This is a genomic window from Variovorax sp. J22R115 (assembly GCF_030317005.1).
GTDB lineage: Bacteria > Pseudomonadota > Gammaproteobacteria > Burkholderiales > Burkholderiaceae_C > Variovorax.
Map to the genome: position 1 here is coordinate 13,296 of NZ_JASZYM010000016.1, position 19,485 is coordinate 32,780.

A 19,485-nucleotide genomic window follows, 5' to 3' on the forward strand; every position below is an offset into this window, starting at 1 on the left:
AACACGGAGTCATTGATGCAACGCAGAACACTCGCCGCCGCAACGCTTCTTTCCATCGCGTGCGCCCTGCCCGCGATGGCACAGACCTTCCCGAGCAAGCCCATCACCATCGTCGTGCCCGCCTCGCCGGGCGGCGCCATCGACCTGACGGCGCGCCTCATCGGACAGAAGCTCACCGAGGCGTGGGGCCAGTCGGTGGTGATCGACAACCGCGCCGGCGCCACCGGCATCATCGGCACCGATCTCGTGGCCAAGAGCCCGCCGGACGGCCACATGCTGGCCCTGGTGGCGAGCAGCCATGCGATCAATCCCAGCATGGTGAAGAAGCTGCCCTTCGACACGGTCAAGGGTTTCGAGCCGGTGGTGCTGACGCACGTCGTGCCGCTCGTGCTGGTGGTGTCGCCGACGCTGCCGGTGAATTCTCTCAAGGAGTTGATCGCCTACGGCAAGTCCAACCCGGGCAAGCTGAGCTTCGCCTCCAGCGGCAGCGGCGGCGCGCCGCACTTTTCGGGCGAGCTGTTCAAGAGCATGACCGGGATCGACATGACGCACATCCCCTACAAGGGCAGCACGCTGGCGCACCCCGACCTCATCAGCGGGCGCACCTCGCTCATGTTCGACACCGTCGCGGCGGTCAATGTGCAGGTCAAGGCCAACCGGCTGAAGCCGCTGGCCGTGACGACGCTCAAGCGCTCGTCGATCCTGCCGGATGTGCTCACGATGCAGGAGGCGGGACTGGCCGGCTACGAGACCAGCACCTGGGGCGGTCTGCTTGCGCCGGCCGGCACGCCGAAGGCCACGGTCGCCAGGCTCAACGCCGAGGTCAACAAGATCCTCGCGATGCCGGACGTGCGCAAGACCCTGCTGGACAACGGCATCGAACCCGGCGGCGGCTCACCGCAGCAGTTCACCGACTTCATCGGCACCGAGACGGTCAAGTGGGCCAAGGTCGCCAAGGACGCCGGCATCCAGCCCGAATGACCTCGATGGAACGCGCGTGCCTCAGCGTGCGCCACCCGGCCGCACGTGCAGGCGGCGACCGGCGCCCCAGCCGCTCCAGGCCATGCCGGCGGCGATGACGACCATCAGCACGGCGGAGGACTGGAAGCCCCCGGTCCAGCCGCGCAGCAATCCCGCGATGAGCGGGCCGGTCGCCGCCAGCACATAGCCCCAGCCCTGCGCCATGGCCGACAGCTGCGCGGTCACGGTCGCGTCGGGCGAGCGCATCACGATCAGGCTCAGGGCGAGCGCGAACGATCCGCCTTGCCCGCAGCCCAGCAGCACGGACCAGAACCACACGCCGCTCAGCGGCGCGAAGAGAAAGGCCAGCATCGACAGCAGGATGATGACCGTGAGGCCCAGCGCCAGCCCACGCTGGTTGCGGCAGCGCGCGGCGATCGAAGGCGTCACGAGGCAGGTCGCGAGCTGCACGAGGATCGACACGCCCAGCACGAAGCCGGCGGTCGCGCTGTCCAGGCCGCGCTCGCGCAGCATCGGCGCGAGCCATCCCATGACGATGTAGGCCAGCGCGGATTGCAGCCCCATGAAACAGGTCACCTGCCACGCGAGCGGGTCACGCCACAGGGTCCCCGTGTGGGCGCTGGCGTGGGCCTGCCGCGGGCGTGCGGCCAGCGCCTGCGGCGCCCACAGCAGCACGACGATGCCGGCCGGCAGCGCCCAGAAGGCCAATGCGGCCGTCCAGGAGCCTCCGAAGGAATGCTCCAGCGGAACGGTGAACGCCGCGGAGCTCGACGCGCCCGCGCACACGGCCAGCGTGTAGAAGCCCGTCATCATCGCGGCGTGGCTGCTGAAGTCGCGCTTGACCAGCCCCGGCAGCAGGACGTTGGAGACCGCGATGCCCGCTCCGGCCAGCGCCGACGAGAAGAACAGCATCGGCAGGCTGCCCGTTCCGCGCAGCAGCGTGCCGATGCAGATCAGAAGCAGCGCGCCCAGCAGCGTGCGCTCGGGGCCGAAGCGCCGGGCCAGCGCTGGTGCGGGCGCCGCGAACAGGCCGAGGCAAAGCAGCGGCAGCGTCGTGAGCAGGCTCGCGCCCGATGGCGAGAGGCCGGTGTCCTTCATGACCTCGGGCAGCAGGACGGAGAGGCTGCCGAACACCGGCCGCAGATTGAACGCAATCAGGATCAGGCTGAGGCCCAGCAACACCTGGCGTGCGCGCGTCGGGGTCGAGGTGGTGGCGGATGTGAGGGCGAGCGTGGGAGCCGCGAGTGAGCCGGGGGCTCGGGCTGAAGAAGGCATGGACTTGTCTTTGTTCTCGGGGATTCGGAAGCGGGCGCGAGCCGCCGGGGACTGTAGCCGCATCCTTTCGCCCGTGCCGGCCACCACGGAGTAGCCGCGCGAACATCGCGGGGAAACACCCCGCTGTTCGGCCAATTCAACTCAGGCAGTGCGCTCGAAAATCGAGCGCCATAGCGGTACGGGCGCCTGCGCGCGGTGCCGATGACTCAAACGGATGAGGGAAGCGCGGGCAACACATGAGCATCACAGCACTGCGGTTCACAGGGCCCGATTCGGCCCCCTGCGGGCTGGGCGCGCCCATCTTCGCCTACTACGGCGAGATCCACGTCGGCACGCTGGACCCGGTGCCCGTGAGCCGCGGCGGTACGGAAGTTCGCATCCAGCACTACACGCCATCGTCCGAAGCGTGTAGCCACGCCCTGCAGAAACTGCGCATCGGCCGGGTGCTGCTCCTGGAGCTGGTGGCCTTCATGGCGACACACTTTTCCAGCGTGTCGGTGATCAGCTTCGTCCTGAACCGGGACATCGAGGGCTACGGCAACGGCATCCGCCTGGCCGGTTCTCGATCGGCGTTGCTGCAGAGCATCGGCGCGGAGCACATCGTGATCACGCCCAAGCCCAAGGGCGAACGCGCGGGGCATTTCGCGGTGGCCGCGTTCTGGCAATACAACGTCGCAAATCTGTCGGCACTCAACGCAGCCACTCAGGCCGAATGGGCAGCCTTCAGGGAGCGCGAAACTGCCGCGTTGCCCGGCAAGGCACCGCGTGCCAACGCCTGGCTGCGCCGGTTCCTCTCGCATCGGGCGCGCAACGGCAGCGCACGCAGGCCGGGGCACTGAAGCTCAGGCAGTTTCCAGCTCGCGGAAGCAATTCAGCATGGCCGTCACGCCCTGGGCCTTGATCGGGCCGTGCCGCCAATCGGGCGCCTCGTGGTCCATCTGCTCGCAGAGATCGTCCCAGGCTTCGGCGATGGCCGCCCACTCCGCAATGCCGGGCTCCGCCACGCGCTGCGCCAGCACCGGCAAGGCGCGCCGCAGCGCCGGCACCTGTTCGATCAGCAGGCGGCAACGACGGAAGGCGTTCGCCTCGCGCGGGACGTCTTCCGTCGTCCTCCCCCTACCGGGGTCTCACACCTGTCAACAGCACGAACAGGGCCAGGCTGGCGGGGCCCTGCTCGCCAGCCGCGAGCCAGCGCAGCGAATACAGATCGAGAAGCAGCGCGGCGCGGCCCAGTTGCACGCGCACGCGCTCGACGGCAGCAGGAGTTTCCTGCCGCCGAATCCGCGCCAGCGCCTCGAGCGGCCCGACGACCGCCGTCGCACCCAGCATGCGTGCCAGGCCGGGATGCAGCACCTCGCTGTCATGCGCCCGACTCAGGAGATTCAGGAACTCCGCCAGCGGCATGGGCCCATAGACGAGCCTGCACCCTTCGCGCATCAGGATTCGGTAGCCGGGCTCGCCGTGTCGGGTCGGGGTCACTTCGTTCTATCGGCAGGAGGACGGCCGCTGAACAGGGGTGGTGCAAGTTATTTCTGCATGCCGGCGCAGAATCCCGACCCATGACCGCGTCCTCCACACCCCACCGCCCGCTCGTCCTCCAACATGCCGACGTGCTGGTCACCATGGACGCGGCGCGGCGCGAGATAGCGGACGGGGCGGTCGTCACGGAAGGCCCCGCCGTCGCATGGGTGGGCCCCACTGCCGAGCTGCCGGCCGTCTACGCCGATGCGCTTCTGGCCGGACGCGCCGAGTCGATCGACATGCGCGGCCACGTGATGATGCCGGGGCTGGTCAACACGCACCATCACATGTACCAGAGCCTCACGCGCGCGGTGCCCGAGGCGCAGGACGCCGAGCTCTTCGGCTGGCTCACCCATCTGTACCTGCTGTGGGCGCGCATCACGCCCGAGATGATCCGCGTGTCGACGCAAACCGCGATGGCCGAACTGATGCTCTCAGGCTGCACCACCACCAGCGATCACCTCTATCTTTTTCCGAACGGCGCGCGGCTCGACGACTCGATCGAGGCGGCCGACACCATGGGCATGCGCTTCCATGCCTCGCGCGGCAGCATGAGCGTGGGCCGGAGCCTGGGCGGCCTGCCGCCCGACGAAGTTGTCGAGACCGAGGATGCGATCCTGCGAGACAGCGAGCGGCTCATCGGCCACTGGCACGATGCCTCGCGCCACGCGATGCGCCGCATCGTGCTCGCGCCCTGCTCGCCCTTCTCGGTCTCGCGCGACTTGATGCGGCTGTCTGCGGAACTGGCGCGCGAGCGCGGCGTTTCGCTGCACACGCACCTGGCGGAGAACGACAACGACATCGCCTATTCGCGCGAGAAGTTCGGCATGACGCCGGCCGAATATGCGGAGGATCTCGGCTGGGTCGGCCGTGACGTATGGCACGCGCACTGCGTCAAGCTCGACGAGGCCGGCATCGCCCTCTTCGGCCGCACCGGCACCGGCGTGGCGCACTGCCCGTGCTCCAACATGCGGCTGGCCTCGGGCATCGCGCCCATCGGTGCAATGCGCCGAGCGGGCGTACCGGTGGGGCTCGGAGTGGACGGCAGCGCGTCGAACGATGGCGCCCACATGCTCGGCGAAGCACGCCAGGCCATGCTGTTGCAGCGCGTGGGCTTCGGCCCCGCGGCGATGACGGCGCGCGAGGCGCTGGAGATCGCGACGCTCGGCGGCGCCCAGGTCCTCGGCCGCGACGACATCGGTTCGCTCGCGCCGGGCATGTCGGCCGACATCGTGGCTTTCGACCTGCGCGGCGTGGCGCATGCCGGCGCGGGGCACGACCCGGTGGCCGCGCTGGTGTTCTGCCAGCCGGGCGCAGTGGCCCTGAACGTGATCAACGGCCGCGTGCGGATTCGCGACGGGCGCTTCACCGATCTGGAGCTCGACCCCCTCCTCGCCCGCCACCGCGACCTCGCGCGCACGCTGTATGAAAAGGCCCGCCACCCTCATGTGAATTGAGGGGTATCCCGTCAGCCCGCGGCGGTATGCTGTCAGGTTGCCATGGACCACCCAGACGCCAGCCTCGAAATCTCCCTGAACCTGCCGGAAGGCTGGACCTTCGACCTCCAACTCACACGGGGCGAAGACCAGATGCACGGCGGCGTGGCCGAACTGCGCGAAGCCGGCGTCCTGCGTTGCCGCATGCTTGTGTCGAACCTGGACCGCGACAGGAAGCTCGCCCTGGACCGGGTCGCCACGCGCGTCGAGTTCTGGCTGGCCGAGTGGCAATCGAGGGACCACTCCGGCAGCACGGGCTTCGCCGATCTCTAGGTGCCACTCACGGTTTTCCGTGATGGCCGCCCCGTTTCAGGCCACGCCTTCATTTGTTGGGTTGCGGCGTCAGTCGCAAGTAGGGACGGATGGCCCTGTAGCCCTTGGGGAAGCGCTCGGCGATTTCGGCCGGATCCTGCAGGCTGGGGATGATGACAACGTCATCGCCGTCCCGCCAGTTCACAGGCGTCGCGACCTTGTGGCTGTCCGTGAGCTGCAGTGAATCGATCACGCGCAGGATCTCGTCGAAGTTGCGCCCGGTGCTCGCCGGGTAGGTGATGATCGTGCGGATCACCTTCTTCGGATCGATGATGAAGACGCTGCGCACTGTCGCCGTGGTGGAGGCGTTCGGATGGATCAGGTCATAGAGATTGGCCACCTTGCGATCGGCGTCCGCCAGGATGGGGAAATCCACCGTCGTGTTCTGCGTGTCGTTGATGTCGCCGATCCATTCCCTGTGCTTGTCGACCGGATCGACGCTGATCGCGATCGGCTTGACGCCACGCCGGGCGAACTCACCCGACAGTGCCGCCGTCTTGCCCAGCTCGGTGGTGCAGACCGGCGTGAAATCGGCGGGATGCGAAAAGAGCACCACCCACGAATCGCCGGCCCACGCGTGAAAGTCGATCGGGCCATCGCTGGACTCCTGAGAAAAGTTGGGGGCGGTGTCGCCGAGTCGCAGGGTCGTCATGAAGACTCCAGAAGATCGGAAGGAAGGGAGCGCGATTGTCGAAAATCCCGTGGTCCGTCCCAACGAATGTCTTGTACTTTCTACATCGCAATTTCGCATATGCCTCGGCCGGACCCGAGGGCCCGGCCTCGAAGGAGAATCCAATGAAAAAGACGCAGGTACTGGTCATCGGCCTGGAGCCGAACCTGGTCGACTTCAGCACGATGCCGGACATGAACGCCGACAAGGTCCGGGCCGGACTGGCCGCGGACCAGGCCAAGCTCGCCGCTCTGGGGTACGAAGCAGAACTCTGCCTGACGGATCTCGGGGAAACGGCTGCCGACATGACTGCTCGGAAGCTCGCTGAGAAACCGTTCGACTGCGTGGTCATCGGTGCCGGCATCCGGACCATCCCCGCTTACTTTCTTCTCTTCGAGCGGCTGATCAACGTGGTGCATCGGGCGGCCCCTGGCGCCAGGATCTGCTTCAACACCAAGCCGAGCGACACCGCCGAAGCCGTCCAGCGGTGGGCGCACGCGAGCTTGTGACGTTGGCCCTTGTCTGCCGACTCGCGGCCCGGCTCAGTCGATCTCGCGCTGCCAGGCCGCGAACACGCCGCAGACCAGCGCGATCACTGCCATCACCTGAAAACCGTCGAGCGAGGCCATGAAAGTCGCCTGCTGCTCGAGCATCCGCGAGAGCGAAGCCAGCGCCATCGAATGCGCTTCGCCGATCGCATGGCCGCCGGCGGTGAATCCGCGCGTCAGCATGTCGAACGACTGCATGAAGGTGGCGTTGGACGGGCTGGCCGATTCGGCGAGCCGCGTCTGGTGCAGCGCCACGCGGTGCTGCTGGAGCGCGATGACGCTCGCGGTGGCGAATGAAATGGCGAGCTGCCGCACCAGATTCTTGAGCCGGTAGCCGTGGGCGAAGTCATCCGCGGCCAAGCCTCGGAAAGTGACGTTCGCGACCGGCAGCATGACGAACAGCATCATCAGCCCGCGCAGCAGCAGCGGCCCCGCGAGTTGCAATCGGCCGACCTCGGGCGACATGCGCGCAAAGAGCCATGCGGCCAGCGCCGCGATGCCGAAGCCCGTGACGACCAGCCACTTCTTGTGGGTGACGCGCGCGGAAAACTTGAGATACACGAAGAGCAGCAGGCCCGACGCCAGCGAGGTCGTGCCCGTGAAGTAGCCGGTGTCGCCGACCGAGAAGCCGAGGCCGCCTTCCATCAGCCGCGGCAGCAGGTAGCTGAAGCCGGTCGACAGGTAGTAATAGATCACGTAGAGCGCCAACCCGATCTGGAAGGTCGACTGCCGCAGGGCATCGAGCCGCACCAGCGGCGCCGGATGCCGCCACTGGTGGTATGCGAACCAGCCGAGGCCCGCGATGCCGGCGATGGCAAGGCCGATCAGCGTGGGCGAACCGGAAAAGAGCTCGAAGTGCGCGCGCGTCAGCACCACCTGCAGCGCGGCCTGCGCCAGCGCGAACACGACGTACGCCGCGTAGTGCGGCTCGGTACGCTCGTGCGGCGCCACGTCGCCGATGTCCGGCAGCGTCCACCAGGCCATCACGCCCGTGAGCGCCGCGACCGGCGCCGTGCAGAGGAATAGCGAGCGCCACTCGAAATGCGTGACGAGCCAGGCGCCCATGATGGGCGCCAATGCGCCGCTGAACACGATCAGGACCATGAAGGACTTGAGCGCCTTGGCGCGCCGCTGTGGCGGGATGCCGATCTGGATCAGGATGCGGCAGGCGCCCAGCATGGGCCCGACGAAGTAGCCCTGGAAGCCCCGCGCCAGCATGAGCTGCACCGAGTTCTCACCCAGCGCGGCACACACGCCACCTATGGCGAAGGCGAACATGCAGGTCGCGAGGTAGCGTCGATAGCCCAATCGCTCGACCCAGGCGTGCTGATTCAGGATGCCGAGGACGGCGCCGAGCGCATAGGCACTCGATGCCCAGACGAGTTCATCGGCCGATGCGTTCACGCCCCCGGCGATATAGCTCGCGAAGAAGGCGAACAGCGCGTTGTCGAAGTAATCGATGCCGGTCACCAGGCCAATGACCCACGGCGCCAGCGCGGCGACGTCGATGCCGCGGCCGGCAGGCGCCGAGGCGGAGGTGTTCATTCTTCAGGCCTCTTGCGTCCGGCGGCCCGGGCGGGCTCGGCGCGCCGACGCTCTCGAAGCACCGACTCGATCGGCTCGCCGGTGAGCCGGCGCTCCACGTAGTCGATGTCGCGCCGCAGCTGCGCCTGCAGCGTGGCCGCCTCCTTCAGTTCGCGTCGGACCTGCGCGACGCGGGTATCGAGCGCGTCGAGTTGGTTGACCAGCGTTTCCTTCAGTTCCTTCAGCGATGCGTTGGACAGCCGCGGCCTTCCGCCGTCGGCGGCAGGCTCGAAGGGCTTCTGGACCATCGCGGTGATGGTGGTGAGGGAAAAGCCGAGCGATCGCATGCGCAGCACCCGCGAAAGCTTTTCGAGGTCGGCCGCTTGATAGAGGCGATAGCGCCCTTCGCTGCGCACCGGCACCACGATGCCGAGTTCCTCGTAGTACTTGAGGGTGCGCGGCGTCACGCCGAGCCGCTCTGCGGCTTCTCGGACGGTGATGGTGTCGGGGATCTGGGCCATGATTCGATTCTACATCAACGTGTACGTTCACGTCCAGGTTTGCTGCCACGGACCCATGAAGGATTCGCGTCGCTCGCCGATATGATGCGCCGGTCATACCAACGCGAGAGCGACCGACATGCTGAATTCCCTGGCTCCCTTCCTGATCACCTGGGCCATCACCGCCTTTTCGCTGTGGGTGGCCAGTCACATCTTCAAGGGGATCACCTTCGAAAGCGTCTCGGCGCTCGTGGTCTCGGCGCTGCTGCTCGGCTTTGCCAATGCCATCGTCCGGCCGCTGCTCATCATCCTGACCCTGCCACTGACGTTGCTGACATTCGGGCTCTTCATCCTGGTCATCAACGCGCTGATGATCCTGCTGGTGTCGGCGCTGGTGAAGGGCTTCAAGGTGTCCGGCTTCTGGACGGCACTGTTCGCGAGCATCTTCATCTCGCTGCTCAGCATCTGCGTTGGCGCGCTGATCGACGGCGGCACGCCGGAAACGCGCATCCAGATGCCATCGGAAGGGAAGTGGCTGTAGCCCTGCCTGGTACCAGGGCCCGCTCGATCAGCGAGCGACGCGCACCAGCATGAGATCCGCCGTGGTGCCACGCCCCTGTGTCAGCACAGGATAGGCGGTGTCGCTGATGAAGAGCAGCTTGTCGCCCTGAAGAATCCGCGCCGAGACGTTGTAGCGCATGCGCGGATCGATGCGTGCCGGGTCCACGCTCAGCGCGAAGTTGAAAGGCACCTGCCTGCCGTCCGCACGGATGCGCTGCTCGGCCAGCACGACGGCGGCCACGTCCATGCGCGAGACGTCGAGGAGATGCACCACGATCTCGGCGGAAGGGTCGAGCGCGATGCGTTCGCGGAACGTGACGGAGCCCGTCACGCGCAGCGCCGGCGCCTTGTCAGTCGAGGTGGTGGTGTTCATCGAGGATGCGCAAGCCCCCAGCAGCGGAAGACTGGTGACCGCAGCGAGCGCAAATAATGCGGTGCGTTTCCTCATGCGGCCGCATTGTGCGCTTGCGCATGGCGTTCGGCGAAGGCCACGTACCACTCCAGGCTGCCGGGATTCGCCATCGCCTCGCGGTTCACGACTTTGTCGATCGGCTGGCCGAGCAGCAGCTTCTTGATCGGCAGCTCCTGCTTCTTGCCAGAGAGCGTGCGCGGAATCTCAGCGACCTGGAAGATGTCGTTGGGCACGAAGCGCGGGGACAGCGAGGTTTTGATCGCGTTGTTGATCTTCGCGCGCATGGCATCGTCGAGCGCCACGCCCGGCCGCAGCACCACGAACAGCGGCATGTAGCTTTCACGGCCCAGGTATTCCAGGTCGACCACCATGGAGTCGAGCACTTCGGGCAGCGCTTCGACCGCGCTGTAGATCTCGCTGGTGCCCATGCGCAGGCCCTGGCGGTTGATGGTGGCGTCACTGCGGCCATAGATGATGCAGCCGCCGTCGTCGCCGATCCTGATCCAGTCGCCATGGCGCCAGATGCCGGGATAGGTGTCGAAATAGCTCGAGAGATAGCGCGCATTGCCTTCGTCGCCCCAGAGGTAGAGCGGCATGGAAGGGATGGGCTGCGTGCAGACCAGTTCGCCGACTTCGCCGATCACCGGCTGGCCGGACTCATTCCATGCCTCGACCGATGCGCCGAGATAGCGGCACTGCATCTGCCCCGGCACTTCGGGCAGTTCGCGGTTGCCGCCGACGAAGCCGCCGCAGAAGTCGGTGCCGCCCGAAATGTTGTACCACCACACGGCGGGCGAACCGGCCGCGAGCACCTGCGCCGTGCCCCAGCGCTGCACCTCTTCGGGCAATGGAGAGCCGGTGCTGCCGAGTGCGCGGACGCGCGAGAGGTCGCCACAGTCATTCGCTTCCAGCCCGGCTTTCATGCAGTTGGTGAAATAGGCCGCACCAGCGCCGAAGAAGGTCACCTCGTGCCGCGCCACGAAGCGCCAGAGCACGCCCCAGTCGGGCTTCTCCTTGCTGCCGGCCGGGTTGCCGTCGTAGATGCAGATGGTCGACCCGAAAGCCAGCCCCGAGAGCTGCGAGTTCCACATGACCCAGCCGGTCGAGCTGTACCAGTGGTAGCGCTCGCCGAAGTTGTTGGCGCTGTAGCTCGGCCCCAGGTCATGGTGCAGGCCGCAGGCGTACATGTTGACGATGATGCCGCCCTGCCCGTGCACGATGGGCTTGGGCAGCCCGGTGGTGCCGCTGGAATAGACGATCCAGATCGGGTGGTCGAAGGGCAGCCACTCGGGCTCGAAAATGGCGGTCGCTTCGTCGTTTCGCGCTACGGCGTTCGTCCATTCCGCTTCGGCGGGGATCTGCTGCGCAGCGAAGGGTGTTCTCACCAGCACGAGTTTCTTCACGCTGGGCAGCGCGGCGCGCAGCTCCTGCACGACGGCGCTGCGGTCCAGCGGCTTGCCGCCGTAATGCACGCCATCGGCTGCGATCAGCACCTTGGGCTCGATCTGGCGAAACCGGTCGACCACCGCGGCCGTGCCCATATCGGGCGCGCACACGCTCCACACCGCGCCGATGCTCGAACACGCGAGGAAGGCGATCAGCGTCTCGGGCACGTTGGGCAGGTAGGCCGCAACGCGGTCGCCGCGCACCACGCCGAGCTCACGCAAGGTCAGCGCAAAAGCCGCAATCTGCCGGCGCAGCTCGGGCCAGGACATCTCGCGCACTTCGCCGAGTTCGTTGTCGCTGATGATGGCCGGCATGCCGGCCGCGTGCGCCGCATCGGCATGGCGCAGCACTTCGCGCACGTAGTTGACCTGCGCGCCGGGAAACCAGCGCGTGCCGGGCATGTGCGCGTCGACCAGCACGGTGCTCGCCGGCGTCGGGGACTGCATGTCGAAGAAATCCCAGATGCTCTGCCAGAAGGCGGGCAGATCGGTGACCGACCAGCGCCACAGCGCATCGTAGGAATCGAAGGAAAGTCCGCGCTTCTCGCGCAGCCAATCCTGGTAGAGACGAATCTGGGGGATCTGGGGAACGATGGGTGGAGAGATGTGATTCACCTGTGCAGCCTAACGCGCAGCGCCGGCCCGGCTCAATCGGGGAAAGCACAGGTTCTGTACTTGTACGCTTGTACCTGCCATCGGATCGTGGTGTACTTTCTGCTGACCCTGCGGCGACCGAAGAGGCCCGGCGATCCATCATCCCGTTGCCCCGGCCGCAGGCCATGCCACCACACACTTCCAAAGGAGCGGACATGTCACTGCGCATCAACGACGTCACCCCGGATTTCACGGCCAACACCACCAAGGGGCCGATCAAGTTCCACGACTGGATTGGCGACAAGTGGGCCATCCTGTTCTCGCATCCCAAGGACTTCACGCCGGTGTGCACGACCGAGCTGGGCTACATGGCGAAGATCGAGCCCGAGTTCACCCAACGCAACGCCAAGCTGATCGGCCTGAGCATCGACCCGGTCGATGCTCACGATCGCTGGGCCAAGGACATCGAGGAAACGCAAGGCTACCTGCCCAAGTACCCGATGATCGGCGACACCGACCTGGCCGTGGCCAAGCTCTACAACATGCTGCCCGCCGAGGAACCCGGCACCTCCGAAGGCCGCACCGCCGCCACGAATGCCACGGTTCGCTCGGTCTTCGTCATCGGCCCGGACAAGCGCATCAAGCTGATGCTCACCTACCCGATGACCACCGGCCGCAACTTCGACGAGATCCTGCGCGTGCTCGACTCGATGCAGCTCACCGCGGCGCACAAGGTCGCCACGCCTGTCAACTGGAAGAACGGCGAGGACGTGATCATTGCCGGCTCGGTCTCGGACGACGACGCGAAGAAGCTCTTCCCCGATGGCTGGAAGGCACCGAAGCCCTATCTGCGGGTGGTCAAGCAACCGGGCTGATCCGGCGCGCACCATGGTCTTCGAGCAGATCGCAACGGGCGGTTGCCAGTCCTACCTCATCGGTTGCGACCAGACCTGCGTGGCCGCCCTCATCGATCCGGAACTGAGCCAGATCGACCACTACCTCGCGCTGGCCGCGCGCGACGGTGTGCGCATCCGCTACCTCATCGATACGCACACGCACGCCGATCATTTCTCCGCCACCAAGGAGCTGGCGCGGCAACTCGACGTGCCCGTGGTCATGCACCGCGCGAGCCCGGCACCCTTCGTCGACATGCGGATCGGCGACGGCGAGATGGTCGTGCTCGGCAAGCTGCGGCTGCAGGCCCTGCACACGCCGGGCCACACGGCCGACTCGATGTGCCTGCAGGTCGAGGACCGCGTCTTTACCGGCGACACACTGCTCATCGGCGGCACCGGCCGCACCGACCTGCCCAGCGGCGACCCCGAGGCGCTGTACGACAGCCTGTTCAATCGCCTGCTGCACCTCGACCCTGCGCTGCAGGTGTACCCGGCGCACGACTACAAGGGGCGCAGCCACTCGACCATCGCGGACGAGATCGCGACGAATCCGCGCCTGCAGAAGCGCGATCGCGGCGAGTTCGTCGAGATGATGCGCAGCCTGAACCTCACGATGCCCACGCACATCACCGAGGCCCTGCGCACGAACATGAGCGGCGGCAAGACCGTGGCAAGCCTGCTGGCCGAGGCGACAGCGGCCGTTCCGTTCATGTCGCTGGCCGAGCTCAAGTCCAGGGTCGAAGCAGCCGAGGACGATCTCATCGTGCTCGACGTGCGGGAGCGCGATGCCTACGAAGGCGGTCACATCCCGCGCGCCCGGCTGTTGCCGCGCGGCCAGCTCGAACTGCGCGTGAACCAGGACCTGCCCGACCCCACGCGGCGCATCCTCGCGTGCTGCGAACTGGGATACATCTCGACGCTCGCCGCCGCGACCCTGCGATCCATGGGCTTCATGCGCGCCGTGGCGCTGGACGGCGGCATGAAGGCATGGAGGGAGGTGGGTTACCCGCTGAAGACCGGCAAGGAGCCCTGAGGCCCCGGCTGTCGAAGGAGATGGACATGAACTACCGCAAGCTCTCATTTCTTTGCGTCTGCGCGGCCCTGGTCGCGCTCGCGGGCTGCGAACCCAAGCCGCAGCCGCCCAAGGCGGCGGCCGCCGTCCCGCAGGCCGTGGCGGGCTGATCGCGCTTCTGCTTCAGAGAGGCAACAAGGTCTTGATCGTTTCGACGATCTGCGCAAACGGCACCTGAGTCGCCGCCACGCAAACCACCGGCACCAGCGAGGCCAGCACGATCGGCGCGATGCTCTCCAGGGTGACCGGCGCGGGAAGCATGCGCTTGATCAGGTCGTAGCCTGCCGCCAGGTCCGCCAGCGAAGACGGATCGGGCGAACCCAGCATTTCCTCGGACGGTTCCGCTTCCGGGGCGGAGACCCATTTCGTGTCGAAGGCGATGTTGTGGCGGCTGGCGAGCGAACCGTAGTGCGCGAGCCCCTCGTGCTTGAGCGACACGAGGCGCGGCATGAAGACCAGCAGGGGCAGGACGAACGCAATGGCAAAGAAGGCGATCATCCCCAACAGCGCGAACTTGAAGCCCATCAGGCTGGCATCTCCATGCACGACCAGCTTGAGCACCGTCGCGGAAACCACCGTGCTTTCCGCGAAGACGAAGAGCACATAGGTCTGCGGGTACTGTCCCATGAAGGCCAGGCCGCCGCAGCGGTCGGGATGCGTGGCAACCAGGCGCAAATCGCAACGCGCGATGTCGTACAGCATGAGCCCCCAGGTCACGAAGCGCCACAGCCAGCGGCCGAGAAGAAACCAGTAGAGCGGCAGCGCCACGAGCATCGACCACCAGCCGGCCAGCGTCGGCCGGAGCGAACCGTCGACCAGGCGTCCATACCACGTGCCCCCATCGGCACCCATCGGTGCCCGCATGAGCCAGAAGTACGAGAGGGCGTAGGCAACCACGAGAATGACAGCTTCCGCCAGCCACGATCCAGTGCGCCGCTCCATGTTCGCCCGCGCCGCCACCATGCCGCCGCGCGACGCCTGCGGCACGATATCGCGGTCCTCGAACTGCGCGACGAGCTTCACCATGCGCCGGTCCGAGATCTCCTCCATGAGCACGAAGGCCACAACGGCGATGGAAAAGGCGTAGGCGCTGAAATCGAGAAGCATGGCCCGCTCGTGATTCGGATCCAGCGCAACGCCTTCGAGTGCTGCGAGCGCCACGCCAGGGATCCACGACAGCGCGACGAACAGCGCGGCGCGGCGACCTACGGCGAGATTGGTATCGGACAACAGGCCGAGACGGCGCTGCATGCGATAGAACGGACCATGCCTGTTGAACGAGACCTGCATGCGGTACCAATCTTGTGGTCCCCCGGGGCTCCGAGGGCGCGTCAAATGCTAGCGGAATGCTGCCGGATGGCAAACAGCCGCAGGCCGTGTTGGCCCCGGACTGCCCCAAGGGGCAACAGGCGCTGCACCTTCGCCCAATGGGCAACGGCGACGCGCAATTCCATTCTTGGAGCGATGCGCCTTCCCCTGCTGCTGTTCGCGTTCTGCCTTGCGGCCTCGTCGCCTGCGACAGCGACGGAGACGCGGAACGTGCTGGTGCTCTTCTCGAACACCCGACTTCTGCCGGCGAACGTCGAGGTCGATCGCGGATTGCGTGTAGGGATTGCGAACACACCGAAGCGGCATGTCGACCTCTTCGAGGAATTCCTGGACCGGCCGACCTTCACGGGGCCGGCATTCGACCAGACCCTCAGCACCTACCTCCGGGAGAAATACGCCACGCGGCCGCCGGCCGCCATCGTCGTGGCGGGCGAGCCCGCGCTCGAATTCATGCTGCGCCGTCGCGACGGGCTGTTCTCGGAGGTGCCAGTGGTCCACCTGGCTGTCGACAAGCCCTACCTGCAATCCGTCGCGCCGCTGCCCGCCGAAGTGGTCGGCGTCCCCGTCGACTACGACTTCGACGGCACCATCCAGCAAGCCTTGCACTGGCATCCCGGCGCGCGGCGGCTGGTGGTGGTCACGGGTTCAAGCGCTCGGGACCTCATTTGGGAAACCCAGATCCGCGACGACATCGCGCGCCTTGGCGTTCGCCAGTCTGTCGAGTTCCTCTCGGGCCTGCCGACCGATGCACTCAAGGCGAAGCTGAGCGCACTGTCGAAGGAGGATGTCGTGTTCACGCCGGGCTACTTCCGGGACGGAACGGGCCGCGAGTTCTCGCCCCGCGAAGCCGCCGCGCTCATCGCCGCCGCGTCGGCCGACGCGCCGGTCTACGGCCCCTTCAGCACCTTCATCGGCACGGGCGTGGTCGGTGGCCGCATGTCGGGCTACGTGGAGATGGGGCGGCAGGCCGCGCTCGCTGTCAACAAGCTGCTCGACGGCACGCCGCCCGCCGCCTTGGGCCTGCCCGCGAGCATGCCGTCGGTGACGCAGATCGACTGGCGTCAGGCGCAGCGATGGGGCATTGCCGACATTCCGCCCGATGCCATCGTGCACTTCAGGGAGCCCACCTTCTGGGAAGCGCACCGGGGCCAGTTGCTGCTCATCCTCGCGGTGATGCTGATCCAGGCGGCGCTGATCGCCGCGCTGCTCATCGAGCGGCGATTGCGCCGCCGAACCGCCTCGGCACGCAAGGAGGCCGAACTGCAAGCCGGGAAGGACCGCGCCGCACTGACCCACATGACCCGCGTGTCGATGATGGGGCAGCTCTCCGCCGCCATCGCGCACCAGCTGAACCAGCCGCTGGCCGCGATCCTCGGCAATGCGGAGGCGGCGCGCAAGATGCTCGGCCGCGAGCACCCCGATCTCGCGGAATTGAAAGAGATCTGCGACGACATCGTGACCGAGGACCTGCGCGCGGCGGAAGTCATCCGTCGGCTCGGTGCGCTCTTCCGGCGCGGCGAGATGCAATTGGCGCCGCTGGACCTGAACGAGCTGGTGGCGGAGACGCTCGACCTCGCGCGAACCGAGCTGATGACCCGCCACGTCTCGCCCGTCACCGAACTCGCGCCCTTGCCGCTGGTCGACGGCGGCCGGGTGCAGTTGCAGCAGGTGCTGCTCAATCTCATCCTGAATGCGGCGGATGCCATGAACGACGCGGAACCGGCGCGGCGCGCCCTGAAGATCCGCACAGGGCTCGATGGCGACAAGGTGCGGCTCAGCGTGATCGACCAGGGCAGCGGCATCGCGCCCGCGGACCTCAAGAACGTCTTCGGCGCCTTCTGGAGCACCAAGGACGGCGGCACGGGCATCGGGCTGGCCATCTGCCAGTCGATCGTCACGGCCCACGGCGGCACGCTCACGGCGACAAACAATTCCGGCGGCGGCGCGACCTTCAGCGCCACCTGGCCAGTCCACCAGCACAACTGACGGGCCCGTGATGTCCGACATGGAAACCATCTACCTGGTCGACGACGATGCCGCGGTGCGCAAGTCGCTGGCACGGATGCTGCGCGAAGAAGGATGCAGCGTGGAGACCTTCGAGTCCGCCGAGGCGTTCCTCGCCCGCACCGGGCCGGCATCCCCGGGCTGCCTCGTCCTCGACGTGACCATGCCGGGCCTCGACGGGCTGGCCTTGCAGCGTCGGCTCTTCGACCTGGGGCAGACACTGCCGATCGTCTTTCTCACCGGCCATGGCGACATCCCGATGTCCGTGCAGGCGATCAAGGCCGGCGCCGCGGACTTCCTCACCAAGCCGGTCACGGCGGACGCATTGCTGGCCGCCGTGCGCGCGGCCATCGCGGAGGACGCAGCGAAGCGTCGGGTCGACGACGAGATCGTGGCTTCGAAGCAGCGGCTCGCCTCGCTGACCGTGCGCGAGCGCGAAGTGCTCGCCGCCGTGGTCAGCGGGCGCCTCAACAAGCAGATCGCCAGCGACCTCGGCATCGTCGAGCAGACCGTCAAGTTCCATCGCGCACGCATCATGGAGCGCATGCAGGTGCACACCGTCGCAGAGTTGATGCACGTCGCGGCCAGGCTGGGGATCGAATCGACCGGAAACTGAACCAAAGTCCAGTCCCCCGCCCCGCGCCAAAGCGCTACCGTTCGGTCGTGGCCAACGCCGATCCGCTCATTGCCGTGGTGGATGATGAATCGCCCATGCGGACGATGCTCGGCCGCGTACTGCGATTGGCCGACTATCGGGTGGCCGCGTTCGCGTCGGGCGAGGAGTTCCTGGCCTCGCTGTCCTCGCAATCCTCACAGTTGCCCACGTGCGCGATTCTCGACATCCACCTGTCCGGCCTCTCGGGCTTCGAGGTGCAGATGCGCATGAGCGAGGCGAACCTCCACATCCCTGTGGTCTTCATTACGGCCAGCGACGACCTCGCGCTCGGGCGCATGGCGCTCGACGCGGATGCGTCGCGCCTGCTTCGCAAGCCCTTCTCCAGCGACGAACTGCTGGCAGCCATCGGCACTGCGCTGTCAGGCAAGGACGCCAGCCCTTAAACCAAAGACTAGTTCCGGGGGCCAGGGCATGACGGTACAACGCTCACGAGTTCGGCTTGCGCCCTGAAGGGGCAAGCAGCCCGGAGCCCTCATGGAAGAACTGCTTCACAACTCGGCGCACCTCCTGTCTCGTCTGCTCGAGGCCGCGACGCTCCTGCTGCTCGCCCTCGGCGCGGGGATGGCCGTCGGCAAACTGCTTGCCGGCCTGTTCGCGCGCCGTCCGCCCAACGAGGTCGCGCTGGAGGTCTGGCAGGGGCTGTCGCGCTGGATGATGGTGGGCCTGGAGTTCCTGCTGGCCGCCGACCTGGTGTCGACCGTGGTGTCGCCGAGCTGGGACGAACTGGGGCGCCTGGCCACCATCGCGGCCATCCGGACCGTGCTGGGATTCTTCCTCGGACGCGACCTCGAAGCCGCCCGCAGGATCGTGCGCGAGAACGCGGAGCTGGCCGCCGCCCGGCAAGGGGAACGGCCATGACGCTCTTTCACTCCGTTGCCAAGGCCGGCGCCGCGAGCGCCGCCCTCGCGCTGCCGGCGGCCGCGATGGCCGCGCCGGCGCATGCCGGCGGCTACCTCCTCGATGCCGGACAACTCTTCACCCTGTTCTTCATCACGCTCGGACCGCTCAAGCTGCTGGGTCCTTTCGCGCAGGCCACGGGCACGATGGACTCGCGCGAATTGCGCATGCTGGCGCTGAAGGCTGCGGCCATCGGCATCGTCGCGCTGGCCGCCGGCGGCTTCATCGGACGCGCGCTCGCGGTGAAGTGGATGGTGCCCGTCGGCGTGCTGCAGTTCACCGCGGGGTTGATCTTCTTCCTGGTGGCGCTGCGGGGCGTGCTGGCGCAGTACGAGGCGCCGCCGCCTCGCCCGACCGATGCAGCGCAGGTGACGCCGCCGGGTCCGATGAAGATCGCGTTTCCGATGCTGGTGACGCCCTATGGCATCGCCGCGGTGATCCTGCTGCTCACCTTGAGCGGCGACGCGGAACGCACCGAGGTCACCTTTGCCATGCTGGCAATGGTGATGGTGCTGAACCTTCTCGCCATGATTTTCGTGCGCAGCATCATGCGGCCCGCCGTGGTCGCGGTGCTACAGGTCCTGGGGGCGGTGCTGGGGGTGATGCAGGTCGCACTATCCCTTTCCATCATGCTGGCGGCGCTGTATCTGCTGACGATTCTGGTTCGATAGGAGCACTACATTTTTTAACAAGCCTGCCCTTAAGGGCAGTGCCTTTGCAGGCTCATTGCCTTGCACGGATGGCAAACTGGCTCCGCAACATTCAACGAGGT

General features: G+C 66.9%; 23 protein-coding genes. 14 read left to right on the plus strand and 9 right to left on the minus strand.

Annotated features, from left to right (window positions below; all coding sequences use genetic code 11):
- Nucleotides 1–15 precede the first annotated feature (15 nt).
- Nucleotides 16–981, plus strand: coding sequence for a tripartite tricarboxylate transporter substrate binding protein (locus QTI04_RS25885; RefSeq protein ID WP_286600771.1), 966 nt, complete (start codon nt 16–18; stop codon nt 979–981).
- Between the two features lie 21 nt (nt 982–1,002).
- Here QTI04_RS25885 and QTI04_RS25890 read toward each other — a convergent pair whose 3' ends face one another.
- The gene (locus QTI04_RS25890) at nt 1,003–2,256 is read right to left on the minus strand and encodes an MFS transporter (protein ID WP_286618042.1); all 1,254 of its coding nucleotides are present in this window, start codon (nt 2,254–2,256) and stop codon (nt 1,003–1,005) included.
- A gap of 236 nt (nt 2,257–2,492) precedes the next feature.
- On the opposite strand from QTI04_RS25890, the gene QTI04_RS25895 reads away from it, so the two are divergent.
- Nucleotides 2,493–3,095, plus strand: a complete 603-nt coding sequence (locus QTI04_RS25895; protein ID WP_286618043.1) for a hypothetical protein — start codon at nt 2,493–2,495, stop codon at nt 3,093–3,095.
- A gap of 3 nt (nt 3,096–3,098) precedes the next feature.
- On the opposite strand, the gene QTI04_RS25900 is transcribed toward QTI04_RS25895, so the two are convergent.
- Complete coding sequence (locus QTI04_RS25900; protein ID WP_286618044.1) at nt 3,099–3,302, minus strand: hypothetical protein; 204 nt, start codon at nt 3,300–3,302, stop codon at nt 3,099–3,101.
- 70 nt (nt 3,303–3,372) lie between these two features.
- A complete protein-coding gene (locus QTI04_RS25905; protein ID WP_286618045.1) occupies nt 3,373–3,735 on the minus strand; it encodes a hypothetical protein in 363 nt (120 codons plus the stop codon).
- An 80-nt stretch (nt 3,736–3,815) separates the two neighbouring features.
- On the opposite strand from QTI04_RS25905, the gene QTI04_RS25910 reads away from it, so the two are divergent.
- Nucleotides 3,816–5,234 (plus strand): 8-oxoguanine deaminase, encoded by a 1,419-nt coding sequence (locus QTI04_RS25910; protein ID WP_286600766.1) that lies wholly within the window; start codon nt 3,816–3,818, stop codon nt 5,232–5,234.
- Between the two features lie 42 nt (nt 5,235–5,276).
- The gene (locus QTI04_RS25915) at nt 5,277–5,546 is read left to right on the plus strand and encodes a hypothetical protein (RefSeq protein WP_286618046.1); all 270 of its coding nucleotides are present in this window, start codon (nt 5,277–5,279) and stop codon (nt 5,544–5,546) included.
- A 49-nt stretch (nt 5,547–5,595) separates the two neighbouring features.
- Here QTI04_RS25915 and QTI04_RS25920 read toward each other — a convergent pair whose 3' ends face one another.
- Complete coding sequence (locus tag QTI04_RS25920) at nt 5,596–6,237, minus strand: peroxiredoxin (protein WP_286600764.1); 642 nt, start codon at nt 6,235–6,237, stop codon at nt 5,596–5,598.
- A gap of 143 nt (nt 6,238–6,380) precedes the next feature.
- Between QTI04_RS25920 and QTI04_RS25925 the strand changes: the two genes are divergently transcribed.
- Nucleotides 6,381–6,764: a hypothetical protein gene (locus QTI04_RS25925; RefSeq protein WP_286618047.1), complete on the plus strand. Its 384-nt coding sequence runs from the start codon at nt 6,381–6,383 to the stop codon at nt 6,762–6,764.
- A 33-nt stretch (nt 6,765–6,797) separates the two neighbouring features.
- On the opposite strand, the gene QTI04_RS25930 is transcribed toward QTI04_RS25925, so the two are convergent.
- The gene (locus tag QTI04_RS25930; RefSeq protein ID WP_286618048.1) at nt 6,798–8,348 is read right to left on the minus strand and encodes an MFS transporter; all 1,551 of its coding nucleotides are present in this window, start codon (nt 8,346–8,348) and stop codon (nt 6,798–6,800) included.
- Nucleotides 8,345–8,848, minus strand: a complete 504-nt coding sequence (locus QTI04_RS25935; protein WP_286600759.1) for a MerR family transcriptional regulator — start codon at nt 8,846–8,848, stop codon at nt 8,345–8,347. The genes QTI04_RS25930 and QTI04_RS25935 overlap by 4 nt, the downstream gene beginning before the upstream one ends.
- Before the next feature lie 118 nt (nt 8,849–8,966).
- Between QTI04_RS25935 and QTI04_RS25940 the strand changes: the two genes are divergently transcribed.
- Nucleotides 8,967–9,368 (plus strand): phage holin family protein, encoded by a 402-nt coding sequence (locus QTI04_RS25940; protein ID WP_286600758.1) that lies wholly within the window; start codon nt 8,967–8,969, stop codon nt 9,366–9,368.
- A gap of 27 nt (nt 9,369–9,395) precedes the next feature.
- Here QTI04_RS25940 and QTI04_RS25945 read toward each other — a convergent pair whose 3' ends face one another.
- Together QTI04_RS25945 and QTI04_RS25950 are read right to left on the minus strand one after the other, a co-directional pair.
- Complete coding sequence (locus tag QTI04_RS25945; protein WP_286618049.1) at nt 9,396–9,761, minus strand: YbaY family lipoprotein; 366 nt, start codon at nt 9,759–9,761, stop codon at nt 9,396–9,398.
- Nucleotides 9,762–9,832: 71 nt separating this feature from the next.
- Nucleotides 9,833–11,851: an acetoacetate--CoA ligase gene (locus QTI04_RS25950; protein ID WP_286618158.1), complete on the minus strand. Its 2,019-nt coding sequence runs from the start codon at nt 11,849–11,851 to the stop codon at nt 9,833–9,835.
- Nucleotides 11,852–12,054: 203 nt separating this feature from the next.
- Between QTI04_RS25950 and QTI04_RS25955 the strand changes: the two genes are divergently transcribed.
- From QTI04_RS25955 to QTI04_RS25965, 3 genes are read left to right on the plus strand one after another with little or no spacing between them, the layout of a single operon-like run.
- Nucleotides 12,055–12,714 (plus strand): peroxiredoxin, encoded by a 660-nt coding sequence (locus tag QTI04_RS25955; protein WP_286600756.1) that lies wholly within the window; start codon nt 12,055–12,057, stop codon nt 12,712–12,714.
- A gap of 13 nt (nt 12,715–12,727) precedes the next feature.
- Nucleotides 12,728–13,768 carry an MBL fold metallo-hydrolase gene (locus tag QTI04_RS25960; protein WP_286600755.1) on the plus strand — a complete coding sequence of 347 codons (1,041 nt, stop codon included), beginning with the start codon at nt 12,728–12,730 and terminating at the stop codon, nt 13,766–13,768.
- 26 nt (nt 13,769–13,794) lie between these two features.
- A complete protein-coding gene (locus QTI04_RS25965; RefSeq protein WP_286600754.1) occupies nt 13,795–13,917 on the plus strand; it encodes a hypothetical protein in 123 nt (40 codons plus the stop codon).
- Nucleotides 13,918–13,930: 13 nt separating this feature from the next.
- Here the strand turns inward: QTI04_RS25965 and QTI04_RS25970 are convergent, their stop codons facing one another.
- Nucleotides 13,931–15,097, minus strand: coding sequence for a hypothetical protein (locus QTI04_RS25970; RefSeq protein ID WP_286618050.1), 1,167 nt, complete (start codon nt 15,095–15,097; stop codon nt 13,931–13,933).
- A 174-nt stretch (nt 15,098–15,271) separates the two neighbouring features.
- Here QTI04_RS25970 and QTI04_RS25975 point away from each other — a divergent pair, with 174 nt between their 5' ends.
- The 5 genes from QTI04_RS25975 (at nt 15,272) to QTI04_RS25995 (ending at nt 19,384) form a co-directional block, all read left to right on the plus strand.
- On the plus strand, nt 15,272–17,122 hold the full coding sequence (locus QTI04_RS25975) for a HAMP domain-containing sensor histidine kinase (RefSeq protein WP_286618051.1): 1,851 nt from the start codon (nt 15,272–15,274) through the stop codon (nt 17,120–17,122).
- 19 nt (nt 17,123–17,141) lie between these two features.
- Entirely contained in the window at nt 17,142–17,756 is a 615-nt protein-coding gene (locus QTI04_RS25980; RefSeq protein ID WP_286618052.1) for a response regulator transcription factor, read from the plus strand.
- A 77-nt stretch (nt 17,757–17,833) separates the two neighbouring features.
- Nucleotides 17,834–18,199, plus strand: coding sequence for a response regulator transcription factor (locus QTI04_RS25985; RefSeq protein WP_286618159.1), 366 nt, complete (start codon nt 17,834–17,836; stop codon nt 18,197–18,199).
- Between the two features lie 91 nt (nt 18,200–18,290).
- Nucleotides 18,291–18,674, plus strand: coding sequence for a DUF1622 domain-containing protein (locus tag QTI04_RS25990; protein ID WP_286618053.1), 384 nt, complete (start codon nt 18,291–18,293; stop codon nt 18,672–18,674).
- On the plus strand, nt 18,671–19,384 hold the full coding sequence (locus QTI04_RS25995; protein WP_286618054.1) for a MarC family protein: 714 nt from the start codon (nt 18,671–18,673) through the stop codon (nt 19,382–19,384). The genes QTI04_RS25990 and QTI04_RS25995 overlap by 4 nt, the downstream gene beginning before the upstream one ends.
- Nucleotides 19,385–19,485 lie beyond the last annotated feature (101 nt).

Bases quoted from the DNA above. Each gene is read 5' to 3' on its own strand.
- QTI04_RS25975 (WP_286618051.1), top strand. From the start codon at position 15,272: ATGCGCCTTCCCCTGCTGCTGTTCGCGTTCTGCCTTGCGGCCTCGTCG.
- QTI04_RS25995 (WP_286618054.1), top strand. From the start codon at position 18,671: ATGACGCTCTTTCACTCCGTTGCCAAGGCCGGCGCCGCGAGCGCCGCC.
- QTI04_RS25970 (WP_286618050.1), bottom strand. From the start codon at position 15,097: ATGCAGGTCTCGTTCAACAGGCATGGTCCGTTCTATCGCATGCAGCGC.
- QTI04_RS25915 (WP_286618046.1), top strand. From the start codon at position 5,277: ATGGACCACCCAGACGCCAGCCTCGAAATCTCCCTGAACCTGCCGGAA.
- QTI04_RS25990 (WP_286618053.1), top strand. From the start codon at position 18,291: ATGGAAGAACTGCTTCACAACTCGGCGCACCTCCTGTCTCGTCTGCTC.
- QTI04_RS25890 (WP_286618042.1), bottom strand. From the start codon at position 2,256: ATGCCTTCTTCAGCCCGAGCCCCCGGCTCACTCGCGGCTCCCACGCTC.
- QTI04_RS25885 (WP_286600771.1), top strand. From the start codon at position 16: ATGCAACGCAGAACACTCGCCGCCGCAACGCTTCTTTCCATCGCGTGC.
- QTI04_RS25910 (WP_286600766.1), top strand. From the start codon at position 3,816: ATGACCGCGTCCTCCACACCCCACCGCCCGCTCGTCCTCCAACATGCC.
- QTI04_RS25930 (WP_286618048.1), bottom strand. From the start codon at position 8,348: ATGAACACCTCCGCCTCGGCGCCTGCCGGCCGCGGCATCGACGTCGCC.
- QTI04_RS25920 (WP_286600764.1), bottom strand. From the start codon at position 6,237: ATGACGACCCTGCGACTCGGCGACACCGCCCCCAACTTTTCTCAGGAG.
- QTI04_RS25980 (WP_286618052.1), top strand. From the start codon at position 17,142: ATGGAAACCATCTACCTGGTCGACGACGATGCCGCGGTGCGCAAGTCG.
- QTI04_RS25940 (WP_286600758.1), top strand. From the start codon at position 8,967: ATGCTGAATTCCCTGGCTCCCTTCCTGATCACCTGGGCCATCACCGCC.
- QTI04_RS25960 (WP_286600755.1), top strand. From the start codon at position 12,728: ATGGTCTTCGAGCAGATCGCAACGGGCGGTTGCCAGTCCTACCTCATC.
- QTI04_RS25955 (WP_286600756.1), top strand. From the start codon at position 12,055: ATGTCACTGCGCATCAACGACGTCACCCCGGATTTCACGGCCAACACC.
- QTI04_RS25965 (WP_286600754.1), top strand. From the start codon at position 13,795: ATGAACTACCGCAAGCTCTCATTTCTTTGCGTCTGCGCGGCCCTGGTC.
- QTI04_RS25945 (WP_286618049.1), bottom strand. From the start codon at position 9,761: ATGAACACCACCACCTCGACTGACAAGGCGCCGGCGCTGCGCGTGACG.
- QTI04_RS25895 (WP_286618043.1), top strand. From the start codon at position 2,493: ATGAGCATCACAGCACTGCGGTTCACAGGGCCCGATTCGGCCCCCTGC.
- QTI04_RS25935 (WP_286600759.1), bottom strand. From the start codon at position 8,848: ATGGCCCAGATCCCCGACACCATCACCGTCCGAGAAGCCGCAGAGCGG.
- QTI04_RS25925 (WP_286618047.1), top strand. From the start codon at position 6,381: ATGAAAAAGACGCAGGTACTGGTCATCGGCCTGGAGCCGAACCTGGTC.